The sequence below is a fragment of the Natronoglycomyces albus genome, assembly GCF_016925535.1.
Classification (GTDB): Bacteria; Actinomycetota; Actinomycetes; order Mycobacteriales; family Micromonosporaceae; genus Natronoglycomyces; species Natronoglycomyces albus.
In genome coordinates, this window is record NZ_CP070496.1 from 1,277,979 (window position 1) to 1,291,011 (window position 13,033).

Here is a 13,033-nt window from a genome sequence, read left to right on the forward strand (position 1 = left end):
CAAGCGCGTAGCGCTTGGCCCCACCTGTAGTTAACGTCGGCGGCTTAGAGCCCCAACTGTCCTTCGAAGTTGCCCTCTTCCAGGCGTTCCTTCATCGTGCCCAAGAAACGAGCGGCGTCGGCACCGTCGATGAGACGGTGGTCGTACGACAGCGCCAGGTACATCATCGACCGGACGGCGATGATCTCGCCCAGTTCCGGGTCGTTGACGACCATTGGCCGCTTCACCAGCGCACCAGTTCCGAGAATCGCCGACTGCGGAGCATTGACGATCGGCGTGTCGAACAGGGCGCCACGGCTGCCCGTGTTCGTCAGCGTGAACGTGCCACCCGACAGGTCGTCCGGGGAGAGCTTGTTGTTGCGCGCCCGGTCGGCAATGTCGGCCACTCGTTTGGAGATTCCGGCCAGGTTCAAGTCGCCCGCGTTCTTGATGACGGGAACCAACAGACCCTTTTCGGTGTCCACCGCGATACCCAGGTTTTCCGTGTCCGGGTAGGTGATGGTCTTGGCCTCGGTGTCGATGTGAGCGTTGACGACCGGGTGCTGTTGCAGCGCCTCGATGGCGGCCACGGCCAAGAACGGCAGGAAGGACAACTTGACGCCGTTGCGCTGTGCGAAAGCGTCCTTGTTCGCGGCTCGTAGCTTCGCCACCTTCGTCAGGTCCACCTCGACGACCGTGGTCAACTGGGCCTGCGTGTGCAGGGCCTCAGGCATCCGCTGTGCGATCACCTGACGCAGACGTGACATCTTTTCGGTACGTCCACGCAGCGGGCTCGGAGCGGCCGGAGCCGTGGGAGCCTGCGGAGCCTCCGCCTCGGAGCTCGCTGGTGCCTGCTTTTCGGCAGCGGCCAGGATGTCTTCCTTGCGGATACGACCCCCCACGCCGGTACCGGAGACCTGCGACAGGTCCACCCCGTGTTGACCAGCGAGCTTACGGACCAGCGGCGTCACATACAGGCCCTTGGGCACGTCGGCTTTGGGAGGTGAGGACTGGGCCGGGGCCTCGGGGCCCTTGGCTTCCTCGGCCTTGCTCTCGTCGACCTTCGGCTTCGGAGCTTCTTCGGCTTTCGCGGCGACGGCTTCCTCGGCCTTGGCAGGCTCTTTGGTCTCCTGCTTTTGCTCAGTTGGCTCGCTCTTAGGCTCCGGCTTGGACTCAGCCGCGTCACCGGAACCGATGATCGCCAGCACCGCCCCTACCTCAGCGGTCTCGTCGTCTTCGACCTTGATTTCCAGTAGCGTGCCGGAGGCGGGAGAGGGAATCTCCGTGTCAACCTTGTCGGTCGACACCTCCAGCAACGGCTCGTCGGCCTCCACGGAGTCACCGACGGATTTCAGCCACTGAGTGACGGTACCCTCGGTGACGGACTCGCCCAAGGCCGGCAAGGTCACCTCGGTGCCCGACGCGGCGCCCTTCGAGGAACTGTCAGTCGAGGAAGACTCTGAGGTGGACGATTCCGCTTGCGCTTCAGGTTTCGATTCCTCAGAGCCGGACTTTTCAGCCTCGGGTTCGTCAGTCTCTTCGCTGGCGGAGGAACTGTCGTCGCCTCCACCGGCGGAATCGGCCTCGGAAGCATCTCCGATGACAGCCAGCTCTCCGCCGACTTCCACCTCATCGTCCTCCGCAGCCACAATCTTCAAAATGACGCCAGAGGCGGGGGAGGGGATCTCGGTGTCAACCTTGTCGGTCGACACCTCCAGCAACGGCTCGTCGGCCTCTACAGTGTCACCCTCTTGCTTCAGCCAGCGCGTGACTGTCCCCTCGGTGACGCTCTCACCAAGGGCGGGCATTGTTACCGAAGTCGGCATTTCTTTACGTGCTCCTTCTTAGCGGTGGCTGTTACGCGTGTGCGTGCAGCGGCTTCCCGGCCAGGGCCAGGTGGGCCTCACCGAGCGACTCGTTCTGGGTGGGGTGCATGTGGATTAGCTGCGCCACGTCCGATGCGTAGGCTTCCCAGTTGTAAATCAACTGAGCTTCACCGACTTGCTCCCCAATGCGAGCCCCGACCATGTGGATGCCGACCACAGGGCCGTCTTCCACGCTGACCAGCTTCACGAAACCAGCCGTTTTCAAGATCCGGCTCTTCCCGTTTCCGCCCAGGTTGTAGTTGTACACCTTAACCTTGTCGCCGTAGCGCTCCTTGGCTTTTTCCTCACTGATGCCAACGGAGGCGATTTCAGGCTCGGTGTAGGTGACGCGGGGGATGCCGTCCTCGTCGATGGGAGCCGGGTTGAGACCCGCGATGTGCTCGGCCACGAGGATGCCGTGCCCGAAGCCGCGGTGGGCCAGCTGCACGCCCGGGACGATGTCGCCCACCGCGTAGATGTGCGGCACGTTGGTCTGCATGTACTCATTGGTGGGAACGAATCCGCGGTCCATCGTGATGCCTTGGTCTTCAAAGCCGCAGCCGGAGGTGGTCGGCCCCCGGCCCACGGCGACCAGCAACAGCTCGCCGGTGACTTCGGTGCCGTCTTCGAGGGTCAGCGTGACACCATCGGCGGTCTTGTCAACGGACTTGAACGGTTTGCCCGTGTGGAACTTGATGCCACGCTTGCGGAAGGCGCGCTCGAGGGCCTTCGAGGAGTCGGGGTCCTCGGCGGCTACCAGGCGCGGCAGCGCTTCGACGATGGTGACCTCGACACCCAGGGATTTCCACGCGCTGGCGAATTCGGAACCGATGACGCCGCCGCCGAGCACGATGGCCGACTTTGGCAGCGCGTCCAGGTTGAGTGCCTCATCCGAGGTGAGAATTTGTTCGCCGTCGATGTCTAGGCCCGGCAGGGTCTTGGAGTAGGAGCCGGTCGCCAAAACGATGTTCTTACCGGTGATGCGGTCACCGTCGACCTCGACGGTGTTGGGTCCGACCAGTTTGCCGGTCCCGTTGATCACGGTGATTTTCTCGTCGCCCTTGATCATGCCAGTGAGTCCCTTGTACAGGCGACCGACAATGGAGTCCTTGTACTTGTTGACTCCGGGCATGTCGATGCCCTTGAGCTCGGCTTGTACGCCGAATTGCTCGGACTCTCGGGCGGAGTCGGCGATTTCACCCGCGTGCAGCAGGGCTTTGGTGGGGATGCAACCGCGATGCAGACACGTGCCGCCCACCTTGTCTTTCTCGATGAGGGCCACAGTCAGCCCCAGCTGTCCCGCGCGCAGGGCGGTGGCGTAGCCACCGCTGCCTCCACCCAGGATTACTACGTCGTAACCTGTGTTCGGGTCGCTCATTGCTCTCCCCACTAATGCGTCTTTATTTGGGTACGTACCGTCCGCATAAGCGGCGATATCGTGTCACGTTCATACTCGCACCTGATTGCCTCGCTACGCGGCGAGACCCGTCGGTTGGAGTGTGTACCACCATTCAACTACGCGGGTTCACGGTGCGGGAGTCTGGTGCGTGTGTGTCTGGACACAGATGGCTCCATTGGCCCACTGTAGGCTTGTTTGAACGAAGCTGGCGTGAAACGCTGCGCCTTAAGCTTCTCGGTTGGTCTCGCACGTTTGGGAAGGAGAAGCGGTGGCCTGGTTTCGGCGTAAGAAGAAGCAAAACAATGACACCCTGGATCGCGCATCTGACAACGACGACCTCAAGCATTTGCTGGAGTTCGTGCGGTCGCGCACTGGTGTGGAGGCTTTTATCGAGCCGCGGACGACGGTGACGGAGACGACGGTCATGTTGATCGCCCATGATGGCGAGTGGACCCGGCGGCGTGTCGACGGAGTTGAAGGCGCGTTCAAATTTGGTAACAAGTATGAAATCCCCGTATACGAGGTGGCCAAGGTCGGCTATCCGCAGCGCAAGCGCGATTACGACAAACGGCAGAAGATCTTGCGGCAGCGCGGGGAGATTTAGATACTGGACAATGCCGCCTACGGCGTTCCTCACCCCACCCGCCCGTATTGCCGGTGAACGTCACGGGCTGGCTGTCGTAGCGGTGACACTCACCCTCTGACCCCCGCCCCTCCCATTCGAGGACATGTGCCGAAGGGCCCCGAGCTAAAGCTCGGGGCCCTTCGGCGTGATGAGTGGAACTTGCGTTCCTAGCTTTGGAAGTCCTCGACTAGGCCCACCAGAGTGCGCACCGGAATTCCGGAGCCGCCAGCGGGAACATAGCCGTAGGCGTCGGGTCCGTCCGACGGGCCGGCGATGTCAATGTGCGCCCAAGCCTGCCCCTCGGGCAGGAACTTCGACAGGAAGTGTCCGCCCTGGAGCATGTGCCCGTCGCGCTTCATCCCACGTGCCACCTGCACCACGTCGGCGATGGTGGAGGACATGTTTTTCTTGATGTCTTCGGGGATGGGCATCGGCCACATCATCTCGCCGACGGAATCGCCGACGCGCTTGATGCGAGCGGTCTCCTCCTCATCGCCCATGACGCCAGCGCAGCGAGCGCCGAGGGCGATGACCTGACCACCGGTGAGGGTCGCCACGTCGTAGATAGCATCCGGGGAGTCCTCGGCGGCGCGCCACAGCGCGTCGCACAGCACCATCCGGCCCTCCGCGTCGGTGTTGAGCACCTCGACGGTCTTGCCCGAGTAGGTCGTGACGACGTCACCGGGGCGGTAGGCGTCGCCGGAGGGCATGTTCTCGGCCAGTGCCACCCAAGCGGTGACGTTGACGTTGGGCTTGACCTCTGCGATGGCGAGCATGGCTCCGCAAACCGCGGCTGCTCCGCCCATGTCTCCCTTCATGTCCCACATGCCTTGCGAAGGCTTCAAGGAGATTCCACCGGTGTCGAAGGTGATGCCCTTGCCGACAAAGGCCACGTGCTTGGACGCACCCTCGGCCCGGTAGGTGATCTTGACGAGGCGGGGTTTTTCGGTCGAACCCATGCCGACGGCCAGGATGCCGCCGTAACCGGCCTCTTGGAGAGCTGTTTCGTCGAGGATGTCGACCTCAAGGCCAACGGCGCGGCTCTTGTGAGCGATATCGTCGGCAAAGCTCGGGGGGCGCAGGTAGTTTCCGGGCTGGTTCACCCAGTCGCGGGTCGCGAAGACCCCTGCGGCCAGGCCATGAACGCGGGTGAGGGTGGCCGCATCGGCGCCCAACACGGTGACCGCTTCGGGCGGAAGCTTGATGTCATCGGTGTCGGTTTTATAGGTTTTTGCCTGGTAGGCACCGAGGAGTGCGCCGGTGGCGATGGCTTCGGTGTCGCCGGGCAATGCGAAGGCGACGGTGGCGTGACCAAACGAGGCACGAACGGCCTCGCCTGCGGCACGGCGCAGGGTCTCGGCCTCGAAGTCGCCCTCGTCGTTGGCCTTACCCAATCCGACGCCGAGGATGAGTTTCGCGGCGACGTTGCCTTGTGAGGGGAGGAAAGTCACTGACGAGGCCTTTCCCTCGTTTCCCAGCAGTTGGAATGTTCCGGCCAGGTCGTCGAAAGCGGAATTGACCTCGGCTGCGCCCACTAGCTCAGGAGCGTCATCTCCCGCTACCAGGCCCACTACCAGTACATCCACCTCAATGTCGGCGGCGGAAGTTGCCGCTGCCTTAAGTTGAGTCATTAATTGGCCTTTCGTGTCGGTGTTGACTATGACGCTTGGGGCGATCCTATTGCCCATAACACTCCGGTAACGTGCACGGTTATGACAGAGACGTCAACATCACCAACTGACCTGGTGAACTCCCCGCTGCACGATCGTCATGTCGCTCTAGGTGCGAAGTTTGCGCCCTTTGGCGGCTGGACGATGCCTCTCGAATACGCCGATGGTGGCGTGATCTCTGAACACACCGCTGTCCGCGAACGGGTCGGGTTGTTTGATGTATCACACCTCGGCAAAGTCATGGTGTCCGGTTCGGGCACGATCGACTTCTTGAACCGCTGTCTGACTCGCAATCTGGAGCGCGCCGGTGACGGCGATGCCCTGTATACGTTGTGCTGCGACGACAATGGTGGCGTGGTCGACGACCTGATCGTTTACCGTTTTTCTGCGGACAAGGTCCTCTTGGTGCCCAACGCCGCGAATAACGCGGGTGTGGCCTCACGCCTGATCCAGGTGCAGCCTGAGGGCATCGAGATTGACAACCAGCACCACGACTGGGCCATCCTGGCGGTACAAGGGCCTGCCTCGCAAGGGCTGCTGGAACGCCTGGGCTTGCCCACGCCGGAGAAGTTCATGAGTTTCACCGAGGCGAAGTTCGGTGGTACGACGGTGTTGGTGTGCCGTTCTGGGTACACCGGAGAACACGGCTATGAGCTGGTCGTCCCTTCCGAAGGAGCTGGCGAGGTATGGGACGCTCTGGTCTCGGAGGGCTCTTCCGATGGCATCGTTCCCTGTGGCCTGGCCGCCCGCGACACGCTGCGCCTGGAGATGGGCTACCCGCTGCATGGCAACGAGCTCTCCGCCGAGATCTCCCCGGTCCAGGCGCGAGCCGGTTGGGCCGTGGGCTGGAAGAAGGACGAGTTCTGGGGTAAAGACGCGCTGGTGGCCGAGAAGGAGGCAGGGCCGGAGTGGAAGCTGTGGGGCCTGGAAGCCACCGGCCGCGGAGTGCCGCGCGCCGATATGACCGTCTTCGTGGGCGATAAGCCCGTGGGAGTGACCACCTCGGGCTCATTCTCCCCAACCAAGAAGGTCGGCATCGCTCTAGCCCTCTTGGACACCGACGAGGAGTTGGGTTTGGAGCCGGGCAGCGAGGTTGAGATCGAAGTGCGCAACCGCCGCCTCGCCGCAAAGGTCGTGAAGCCACCGTTCGTGGAGGCGAAGACCAAGAGCTAGCGCCGCTGGCGGTAAATCGAATGTCGAATCAGGGCTGGGCTCCCCCGGTAAAGCGAGGGAGCCCAGCCCTTTCCGTTTGCGCTGGGTGTGCCTTAGCGGGTCACCTTGATATTGAAGTCGAGTGTCCCGAGTGACTGGAACAGTCGCATCCACAGCCCCAGGTACATTTCGGTGCCGCGCGCGGTGGTGATGTCTCCCAGGTCGATCACGTCCTCGTGACCCAAGGCGGTCAGGATGTCGGTGACGGTGGCCTTGGCGTCGGCGTCATTGCCGGAGACGAAGACTGTGTGATCGCCGCCCGCGAGGCGCTTGGGCTCGATCATCAACTCATTGGCGATGGTGTTCAGGGTCTTGACGACCAGGGCCTGCGGGAACGCTCGCTGTACTTGTTCTCCCAGCGAGTCGGTGTCCTTCACCGTCAAGGTGGCGGGGAATCCGCCTCCGAAGTCGAGTGGGTTGGACACTTCGATAAGGATCTTGTCGGACAGGTTTTCGGCTCCGGCCGCGGTCAAGACATCGAGTGTCGCGGTGCCTTTGGCGGCGTTGACCACGAGTTCGCTGTTCGCTGCGGCGTCAGCGAAGGTCGCCAGCTTGACCTGTGGATGTTGCTCGGCCCAGCCGGCGAACGCTCCCGGCTCGGTAGCGGCCAGGGTGGTCTTCACGTCGCGGGTGCCGACGGTGATCTCGTGGCCGATATTGGCCAGCCCGGACGCGAGGTTGCGTCCGACCTGCCCGGTTCCCAAAACTGCGATGCGCATGAGTCTCCTTTGTGGCGGGTGAGTCCCGCTGATCTCCATAAAAATACAGACAAGTCTGTCTAATTGTAAAGCGATATCACCTCTCTTCGAACCCTTGGGATGCACATAACGGACGGAACGGTCTGTACGATTGTCGTGAGTAGGCCAGGCAGGCGAGGAGGTGTGGACATGGGTCGTCCCAAGGCGGGGGAGCCCTCGGCGCGAGAGCGCATCCTCGACGCGGCCTTCCGCCTGTTCTATCGCCACGGCGTTCGAGGTGTGGGCATTGACCGCGTGATCGCTGAGTCCGGCGTCGCCAAAGCCACGCTTTACAAACACTTCGCCAGCAAGGACGACCTGGTGTTGGCTTACTTGGACCAGGTGGACCAGCAGTGGTTCGACGCCTTGCACGCCGCCGCTCGCAGCGCGGGCGAGGCCCCCCGCGACCAGTTGCTGGGGATGTTCGACGCCGTCGTCGACGCGTGCAGTGTCGAGGGGTTCCACGGCTGCGCGTTCATTAACACCGCGATCGAGTCTGTTCCCGGCAGCGTCGTTCACACCCGCGCGGTCGAGCACAAGGACCAGGTCCGCGGCTGGGCCACCGACCTGGCAAAGCGAGCCGGGGCGGCCGACGCCGAGGAGTTGGCGCGGCAGCTCATGGTCCTCATGAACGGGGTGTTGGCCGGAGGCGGCCTTGACGGCGACGTGCGCGACTCCTACGTGGCCAAGTCCGCCGCAGAGGCACTGATCGCGGGCGCACTCCCCGCGCGGTAGCTGTCGCCTCGGGCACCCAGACAAGCAAGGCGACATCGAAGGGCAGCTGCGCGAGGCGGCCCACGACGGGATCGACGTCTATGCCGACAACGTTGGCGGCGACCATCTGTAAGCGGCTCTGTCCTCGATCAATTCACTCGGGCGCATCGCGTTCGCCGCGCAGCTGCTGCGTCAGGGCCGGGCGTGGTCTCATCAGCGGGCCCGATTCTCTGCACTCTGGACCATAGGCGTAGCGCGTTCAGCGCTCGGTGAAATTCCTCGCTGGCGGCGCCGCCGCGTGGAAGGATCAGCTCATGAAGCTATTGATACTAGGCGGAACTGTCTTTCTGTCCAAAGAAATTGGACGCCAAGCCATTGAACGCGGGCACGAGGTCACGGTCGCGGCACGCGGCGAATCCGGCGAGCCTCCACCAGGGGCACAGTTTATCCGGATCGACCGTACCGATCCCTCCACATTGGAGCCTCTGCGTGGTCGTGAATTTGACGCCGTCGTGGACGTGGCGCGGATTCCCGCCCACGTCGCGGAGACTTTGGAAGTGCTGGGCGACAACGTCGGGCACTACACTCTCGTCTCCAGCATCAGCGTCTATGCCGATCATAGTGAGCCGGGCAAGAGCGCGCAGACAGCCGAGACCCTAGAGCCCATCGAGGCCGATTTTGCCGAACCACCCGGCGACGCGCAAACTTACGGGCGCAGCAAAGTCACCGTCGAGAACCTGGTCCGAGACAAGTACGGCGACCGGGCCTTCATCCCGCGCCCCGGCCTTATCATCGGCCCGCACGACGACGCCGACCGCTTCGGCTACTGGCCCTGGCGGATCGCCCAGGGCGGCGAGATCCTCGCCCCCAGCGCCGACGCGCTAGTGCAGTGGATCGACGTGCGTGACCTGGCTTCCTGGATCATCGGCGCGGCCGAGCGCAAATACAAGGGCACTTACGACGCCATCTGTGAACCCATCGCCTGGAGCGATTTCCTGTCGCAGATTGCCAAAGCGGTCGGCACTGACCCCGAGTTCGTCTACACCAATAGCGAGTTCCTGCTGGAACAGGGTGTTAACCCCTGGGCTGGCGAGGAGTCGCTGGGAATGTGGGTTCCCGATTCGATGGCCGGAATGACAGGCTATGACGGTAAACCGGCCCGCGACGCTGCGCTACACATTCGTCCGCTGTCCGAAACCGTGGCCGGTTGGCAGGAGACGAACACCGAGGCCGACTTGCAGGCGAAACTCTCGCCGGAGAAGGAATCCGCCGTGATCGCGGCCTGGAAGGCGCGAACCTAAGACTCAGCGGGGGCCGGATGGAATCTCCCGTCCGGCCCCCGCGTGCTCAGCGCAAGACACTTCGGCCGATGCGCCGTTGGCTATCCCTCTGCCAACAGCGTCGAGACGACGTGCTCGACGTGGCACTTCCATTCGGGCGACTGAGTGGGAAGCAGTCCCCTCGATATGCGAATCAGCTGCAAGTGGCCCAGGTACACGCTCACCGCCAGCGCCGCCCTCTGCCATGCCGTGGTGGCATCGTCGCCCATCCGCTCGTACATCGCCGCCACGTGCTCCACGCGCCGCTGGGTGACGCGCTCCAGTACCGCTGCCACCGCCGCGTCGTCGGCGCTGGATAGCAGGCCGATCTCGATGTGATCGTTCAGGCTGTATTCGACGATGAGGGTGAAGAGCTCGCGCAGGTGTTCCTTCGGGTCACCGGCTTCGTTGGCGATGGTGCTGACGTGGGCGATGACCGCATCGGTGTGATCGCGTTCCCAGGTTTCCAAGGCCGCTTCGATAAGAGAGCGCCGATTGCGGAAGTGGTGGTAAAAGCTGCCCTTGGTGGTGCCGAGCTTGAGGGCCAGCGGCTCGACGGCGACGCTAGAGAGGCCTCCTTCACCGATGGCACGTAGCGCCGCGTCCGCCCAGTCTTCGGCGGTGAGCCGGCGGGATGTGCGGTCTTGCCTCGTCATGGAACATACGCTACCGTATGTAAAAACATACGGATGCGTATGGAAGGTGTGGGCATGAAGAACATCCATGAGCGTGTGATCGAAGCGCCAGTCCAATCGGTGGCGGGCCTGTTGAATAACTTGGGACAGCCCGAGGATCGGCTCTGGCCGAGCGAAAAGTGGGTACCGATGGTGATGGATAGGCCCCTCGCCGTCGGAGCCGCTGGCGGACATGGGGAGATCCGGTACCGGGTGACCGAGTTCGAGCCCGGCAAACGAGTCCGATTCGCATTCCACCCCAAGAGCGGCATCGATGGAACGCACGAGATGACGCTCGTCGCGCTTGGGAAGCGCCGGTGCCGGTTGCGGCACGAATTCCACGGCCGCCCAACGGGCTTTATGCGCATTTTGCTGCCGCTGGTGGTGATACACCTACACAACGCGCTGCTGGAGGACCTGTTGGACAATGCCCAGCGCGCGGCCACCGGGGCAGTGGCCAAACCCGCCACCTGGTCGTGGTGGGTGCGACTGTGGCACTGGATCGTCGAGCGACCAATGGTGAAGGCACACCAGGCCAATATGGCCTTCGCGCGCCGGTGAGGCCGCAGCAGCTCACCGCCTGAGTACAGGCGCAAACCATCAATGTGGATGGGGCACCGACAGATTGACCCTCAACCCAAACCGCTAGGTCGACCGAAGCAACCTCACCACATCCCGGAGAACTCTTCCCACCTAGACGTCGGGCTGTTAAAGGCCGCGCGGGCCAAGGAGGCCCGCGCAAACTCAGTCTTCCAACAAGTTCGGATCAACGTTGGGCTGCAACTCCAATGGCAGCTCAGTGTCCTCCTCGGTGTCCTCCTCAGTCTCCTTCTCCACCGAATCGTCGGACTCACCATCCTCAGGGATGGGCAAAGACGCCGCCAGTTCCACCGCTCGCTGCATCAGCTGCCAGCCGAGCACATTGCTAATGCCGTCGGCGATGTCGACACCCAAACCCGCGCCAGCGGCCATTCCCGTCTGTTTGGCCAGACGCTCCACCACCGGATGCGGCGAACGGTCAGGGGAATAGCACCATTTCGGAGCCGCGAGAGTGTACTCGCGAGCGATCATCATCGCAGCCATCGCCCCGGGCCCGTCCAACAAAACCGGTACGCTGCGCACCGCGGCGGAAACAATCGCCGCCGCGGCCGCGCTGAGCGCCGCGCCTCCCAACCGGGCGGAAACGTCGTCGGCCTTGCGTTTGAAACCGCGGTTGTGCGCCATGTGATCACGCAAAGCCGCGACGCGACGCATCCAACTGGCGTCGTCGATCAGCCCCTCGCGATTGAACATAGGCGCGACCAACTCGGTGATGTCCATGCGAGTGGTAAACGAAGTAACGGCCGCAGCGGCGGTGGCGGCCCCGGCACCGAAAGTGCCGATCAAGAGAATATCGGCACCCTGATCAATCGCGCGGTCAGCTGACTGACGTCCAAGGCTTTGGGCCGAGTGCAAGCTGGCAGTATCGAGCAACCCCGGCGCCACAAACTCGTGACCAGGTACCTCGACGATCTCCACAGGCACCTGCGCCTGCGCGGCCGTGGAGGCCAACAGCGACTCCCCCTTGCGAGTCGACGCGATCAGCTCCGGGACCGCGATGAGTTCGCCCGCATCCCAACCGGGCGGATATGCTCCACAGAACTGGATCAGTCTCGGTGCGGAAAAAGGCACGGGAGAGGCCGTGCCCTGGACCCTGGCGGCCCAGCCGACTGAAGCGGCGAGACCTCCCAAACCACTACCGGGGATCTGAGCTCGCGCGAGTCGATTGAGAGCGCGGGTCGTCCATACTGCGTTGGGGAATTTGGCTTTTAGGTCCGTCATCGGGCCCGCCGCGGTTGATTCAGACACGATCTAAGGTTATCGCGCCACGTTCGAGGGACAATTGCACTGTGACCACCATTGAATTCGCCAAGGGACACGGCACCGGAAACGACTTCGTGATCGTGCCAGATCACGACAACTCCAGGCCGCTGACACCCGATGAGGTCTCCTTTCTGTGCAACCGGCGCACAGGCATCGGCGGTGACGGATTGTTGCGGGTCATCCCCACAGCGGCCTACCTAGAGGACAGCGACACCGCGCCAGCGGCGGATCTGACAGGCGCCAAGTGGTTCATGGACTACTACAACGCCGATGGCTCCGTCTCGGAAATGTGTGGAAACGGCGTGCGAGTCTTCGCCCGGTACCTGCTGGAACAGGGAATGGCCTCCGGCGACCACATCAAAGTGGCGACCAGGGCCGGCATCAAAGAGGTACGAATAGACGGCGACAACCTCGTGGTCGACATGGGCCCCGCCGAATTCGGGCCCACCTCCCAAGCCTCGCTAGAGGGATACGCCTGGCCCGGACAAGCAGTGTCGATGGGAAATCCGCACCTCGTGTGCCACCTGGGGTCACAAGCCGAGGTCGACGACCTGAACCTGCACACCGCCCCGATTGTGGACAAACGCATCTTTCCCCACGGAGCCAACGTCGAGTTCATCGCCGGAGAAGCCCCACACATACACATGCGCGTCTTCGAACGCGGAGTCGGTGAGACGGCCTCGTGCGGAACCGGTACCTGCGCCGCGGCCGCAGTGGCGCTGCGCCACAGCGCTGGCCCCATCGAACCGGGCACGGTCGCAACCGGTTCCTGTCGGGTCGACGTGCCCGGCGGAACCCTGCACATCACCGTCACCGCGGAGACCATCCTCATGAGCGGACCAGCCCTCATCGTGGCATCGGGAACCGTCCGTCTCTAACCGGCCGGGAACGACCGCCGCGCGCTGGCCACTTCCACAAAGGGTGGCAACGCAAACAAGGGAAGCGGGGGCCGCGACAGCACATGTCGCGGCCCCCG

General features: G+C 63.3%; 12 protein-coding genes. 6 read left to right on the forward strand and 6 right to left on the reverse strand.

Annotation, left to right across the window (positions count from 1 at the left end; all coding sequences use genetic code 11):
- Window positions 1-44 precede the first annotated feature (44 nt).
- Both sucB and lpdA read right to left on the reverse strand, forming a co-directional pair.
- On the reverse strand, window positions 45-1,805 hold the full coding sequence (gene sucB, locus JQS30_RS05435; RefSeq protein ID WP_213172361.1) for a 2-oxoglutarate dehydrogenase, E2 component, dihydrolipoamide succinyltransferase: 1,761 nt from the start codon (window positions 1,803-1,805) through the stop codon (window positions 45-47).
- 31 nt (window positions 1,806-1,836) lie between these two features.
- A complete protein-coding gene (gene lpdA / locus JQS30_RS05440; protein ID WP_213172362.1) occupies window positions 1,837-3,222 on the reverse strand; it encodes a dihydrolipoyl dehydrogenase in 1,386 nt (461 codons plus the stop codon).
- A 289-nt stretch (window positions 3,223-3,511) separates the two neighbouring features.
- Here lpdA and JQS30_RS05445 point away from each other — a divergent pair, with 289 nt between their 5' ends.
- On the forward strand, window positions 3,512-3,847 hold the full coding sequence (locus JQS30_RS05445) for an oxidoreductase (RefSeq protein ID WP_213172363.1): 336 nt from the start codon (window positions 3,512-3,514) through the stop codon (window positions 3,845-3,847).
- Between the two features lie 188 nt (window positions 3,848-4,035).
- Here the strand turns inward: JQS30_RS05445 and JQS30_RS05450 are convergent, their stop codons facing one another.
- Window positions 4,036-5,499: a leucyl aminopeptidase gene (locus JQS30_RS05450; protein WP_213172364.1), complete on the reverse strand. Its 1,464-nt coding sequence runs from the start codon at window positions 5,497-5,499 to the stop codon at window positions 4,036-4,038.
- An 81-nt stretch (window positions 5,500-5,580) separates the two neighbouring features.
- On the opposite strand from JQS30_RS05450, the gene gcvT reads away from it, so the two are divergent.
- Window positions 5,581-6,711: a glycine cleavage system aminomethyltransferase GcvT gene (gcvT, locus tag JQS30_RS05455; RefSeq protein ID WP_213172365.1), complete on the forward strand. Its 1,131-nt coding sequence runs from the start codon at window positions 5,581-5,583 to the stop codon at window positions 6,709-6,711.
- A gap of 92 nt (window positions 6,712-6,803) precedes the next feature.
- Here gcvT and JQS30_RS05460 read toward each other — a convergent pair whose 3' ends face one another.
- Window positions 6,804-7,469, reverse strand: a complete 666-nt coding sequence (locus JQS30_RS05460; protein ID WP_213172366.1) for an NADPH-dependent F420 reductase — start codon at window positions 7,467-7,469, stop codon at window positions 6,804-6,806.
- Window positions 7,470-7,637: 168 nt separating this feature from the next.
- Here JQS30_RS05460 and JQS30_RS05465 point away from each other — a divergent pair, with 168 nt between their 5' ends.
- Window positions 7,638-8,222, forward strand: a complete 585-nt coding sequence (locus JQS30_RS05465) for a TetR/AcrR family transcriptional regulator (protein ID WP_213172367.1) — start codon at window positions 7,638-7,640, stop codon at window positions 8,220-8,222.
- A gap of 293 nt (window positions 8,223-8,515) precedes the next feature.
- The gene (locus JQS30_RS05470; protein WP_213172368.1) at window positions 8,516-9,502 is read left to right on the forward strand and encodes an NAD-dependent epimerase/dehydratase family protein; all 987 of its coding nucleotides are present in this window, start codon (window positions 8,516-8,518) and stop codon (window positions 9,500-9,502) included.
- 80 nt (window positions 9,503-9,582) lie between these two features.
- On the opposite strand, the gene JQS30_RS05475 is transcribed toward JQS30_RS05470, so the two are convergent.
- Window positions 9,583-10,176 (reverse strand): TetR/AcrR family transcriptional regulator, encoded by a 594-nt coding sequence (locus tag JQS30_RS05475; RefSeq protein WP_213172369.1) that lies wholly within the window; start codon window positions 10,174-10,176, stop codon window positions 9,583-9,585.
- A 54-nt stretch (window positions 10,177-10,230) separates the two neighbouring features.
- Between JQS30_RS05475 and JQS30_RS05480 the strand changes: the two genes are divergently transcribed.
- Window positions 10,231-10,755 carry an SRPBCC family protein gene (locus JQS30_RS05480; RefSeq protein ID WP_213172370.1) on the forward strand — a complete coding sequence of 175 codons (525 nt, stop codon included), beginning with the start codon at window positions 10,231-10,233 and terminating at the stop codon, window positions 10,753-10,755.
- A 183-nt stretch (window positions 10,756-10,938) separates the two neighbouring features.
- Here the strand turns inward: JQS30_RS05480 and JQS30_RS05485 are convergent, their stop codons facing one another.
- Window positions 10,939-12,042, reverse strand: coding sequence for a nicotinate-nucleotide--dimethylbenzimidazole phosphoribosyltransferase (locus tag JQS30_RS05485; protein ID WP_213172371.1), 1,104 nt, complete (start codon window positions 12,040-12,042; stop codon window positions 10,939-10,941).
- A 50-nt stretch (window positions 12,043-12,092) separates the two neighbouring features.
- Between JQS30_RS05485 and dapF the strand changes: the two genes are divergently transcribed.
- The gene (dapF, locus tag JQS30_RS05490; protein WP_343076183.1) at window positions 12,093-12,935 is read left to right on the forward strand and encodes a diaminopimelate epimerase; all 843 of its coding nucleotides are present in this window, start codon (window positions 12,093-12,095) and stop codon (window positions 12,933-12,935) included.
- Window positions 12,936-13,033: the final 98 nt, after the last annotated feature.

What these genes read in the sequence shown, in the direction of transcription:
- JQS30_RS05480 (WP_213172370.1), top strand. Translation starts at nt 10,231, where the DNA reads ATGAAGAACATCCATGAGCGTGTGATCGAAGCGCCAGTCCAATCGGTG.
- lpdA (WP_213172362.1), bottom strand. Translation starts at nt 3,222, where the DNA reads ATGAGCGACCCGAACACAGGTTACGACGTAGTAATCCTGGGTGGAGGC.
- JQS30_RS05460 (WP_213172366.1), bottom strand. Translation starts at nt 7,469, where the DNA reads ATGCGCATCGCAGTTTTGGGAACCGGGCAGGTCGGACGCAACCTCGCG.
- JQS30_RS05475 (WP_213172369.1), bottom strand. Translation starts at nt 10,176, where the DNA reads ATGACGAGGCAAGACCGCACATCCCGCCGGCTCACCGCCGAAGACTGG.
- gcvT (WP_213172365.1), top strand. Translation starts at nt 5,581, where the DNA reads ATGACAGAGACGTCAACATCACCAACTGACCTGGTGAACTCCCCGCTG.
- JQS30_RS05470 (WP_213172368.1), top strand. Translation starts at nt 8,516, where the DNA reads ATGAAGCTATTGATACTAGGCGGAACTGTCTTTCTGTCCAAAGAAATT.
- JQS30_RS05465 (WP_213172367.1), top strand. Translation starts at nt 7,638, where the DNA reads ATGGGTCGTCCCAAGGCGGGGGAGCCCTCGGCGCGAGAGCGCATCCTC.
- JQS30_RS05450 (WP_213172364.1), bottom strand. Translation starts at nt 5,499, where the DNA reads ATGACTCAACTTAAGGCAGCGGCAACTTCCGCCGCCGACATTGAGGTG.
- sucB (WP_213172361.1), bottom strand. Translation starts at nt 1,805, where the DNA reads ATGCCGACTTCGGTAACAATGCCCGCCCTTGGTGAGAGCGTCACCGAG.